At 29.5% G+C, this 1924-nt stretch carries 2 protein-coding genes; both read left to right on the top strand.

The genetic code is table 11. The annotated features are described in order from the left end of the window. Nucleotides 1-1424 (top strand): PAAR-like protein (locus B0A64_RS25445; protein ID WP_208863569.1); only part of this gene is annotated, 1424 nt, incomplete at its 5' end. Continuing rightward, a partial coding sequence (locus tag B0A64_RS24450) for a hypothetical protein (RefSeq protein ID WP_133083327.1) occupies nucleotides 1421-1924 on the top strand: 504 nt, incomplete at its 3' end. The genes B0A64_RS25445 and B0A64_RS24450, both read left to right, overlap by 4 nt.

Here is a 1924-nt window from a genome sequence, read left to right as displayed (position 1 = left end):
AAGGCAATTGCAAAAAAAGCCCCAATAGTGCCAGTCCATGTGCTTCAGTAATGAAACTTGCCGATTGGAAAGATGTAGGGACAGTATATTTTCAGGACAAATTTCCGTTACTTCTTAAAAGTACCATAAAATGCGAATATGGAGGTGTTGATGTTACAATTACGGATTCGGCACAACGTAACGTGATCGAAAAAATTGATACTACAGGCGCGCCTGTGCCTAGTGTTGTTAAGACAGAGCCTTATAAATGTACTCACTGCGAAGAAGAAATTACTTCTGAATTTTTGAGAAAAACAATAGGTGCTAAAAAATTATCGTCAAAACAGGCGGAGATAATAGACTTGTTTTTGCCTTACCTGAATAAATATAGAAAAAACTTTGGGTTAGATACGTGTTTACGTAAAGCTCACTTTCTTTCCCAGATTGGGGTTGAAAGTGCAAATTTTACAACTTTTTCTGAATATGAAAATTATTCTAATCCACCCGGCATTTTTAGTTCAAGTCTCATACAAATAAATAGTACTATAGTTAGCTCATTGAAGGATAATCTTACTTCAATATTCAAAATAATTGATGCAAAAGGAGAAGTAATTATTAAAACAAACGATGAACTAAAAACACTTCTTCTTAAAGACAAGCCATCAATTGTTGATAAAGAGCTATATGCAGCTTATAAAGGTGAAAAGGATTCAAAGGACAAGAAAAAATATAATGATAAATTAATTAAAGAAATATTAAAGACTGATAAAACAGTTGATTATAAAATTTACTTAAAGTCGCATTCACACTTTGGAATTCCTTTGATGTCTAGAGCTTATGCTCCTTATGTTGGAGATAAGAGAGGTTTAGGGAACGGAGACGAACTAACTAGAGATGGATGGAAATTTAAAGGACGAGGATTAAAACAACTAACGGGAAGAGGTAATTATCTGAATTTTACTAATTATAGAAATAAAAACACCTTTACTGACGATACTTCAGGACAAATAGATTTTACGGCTGAAAAAGATGGAAGCCAACTAAAAGGGAACTATTTAAAAATATCAGATGATGCAATGTACGCAACACAATCTGCACTATATTTTTGGAATGATGGGACAAAGAAAAATAAAAAATTTGCTAAAGAACATGCTGATAATGATGATATTGAACTTGTCATAAAATGCGTTAATGAATATGATGGCAAAGATGGAAAAAATAACAGAAGAGCAAATTTTAAAAGAGCTAGAAAAGAAGGCGTTTTTGATATTAATAGACATTATAAACTTATGTTAGAAAATGGTGACGATAAACAAAAAGAAGAAGCAAAAAACTATTTAGAAAAGCAAAAAAATAATGGCGATGAAGAGGCTACAAAAATTCTCGAAGAAGAGGAAAAAAAGAATCCTACAAAAAAAGAAGAAGTAAAATCTAAAAAGAAATGATAAACAAATTTATAGCATTAGGACTTGTATTTTTTGCAATTTCAGTAAATAGTCAAAATCTTAGAATTTTAAAAGACTCTGTACTTGTAGATTCTAGCTTTTTTATAATTGAAGAATTAAAAATTAATTCAAATATTGAAAAGGCAAGCAATAAAATATATTCAATTACGCAGAATACTTATGAAATATTTGACAAACCTTTTGTAGGGAAGCCTGAGGAAAGGATTAAAATGAAAAAAGATACGATCTCTTATCGCATTTTGAAAAATACTTTAAGAGAATCTAATTCAGGATTTGAACATTATGAAATTTACTATGATAAAAATAATATCATTAATATTTCTATTGCAATACAATCTTATGGTTCACCATGGGAAGCAATTCATTATTATTGTTTTGAATTAAACAATGGTAAAAGAGTTGGAATAAATTTATTTGTAGATCAACAATTACTTTTAAAAAAAATTGGAAAGAAATTAAAGTACCAAGATATTAATTTG

The sequence above is a fragment of the Flavobacterium araucananum genome, assembly GCF_002222055.1.
GTDB lineage: Bacteria > Bacteroidota > Bacteroidia > Flavobacteriales > Flavobacteriaceae > Flavobacterium > Flavobacterium araucananum.
This window is presented reverse-complemented; position numbering and strand designations above follow the sequence as displayed.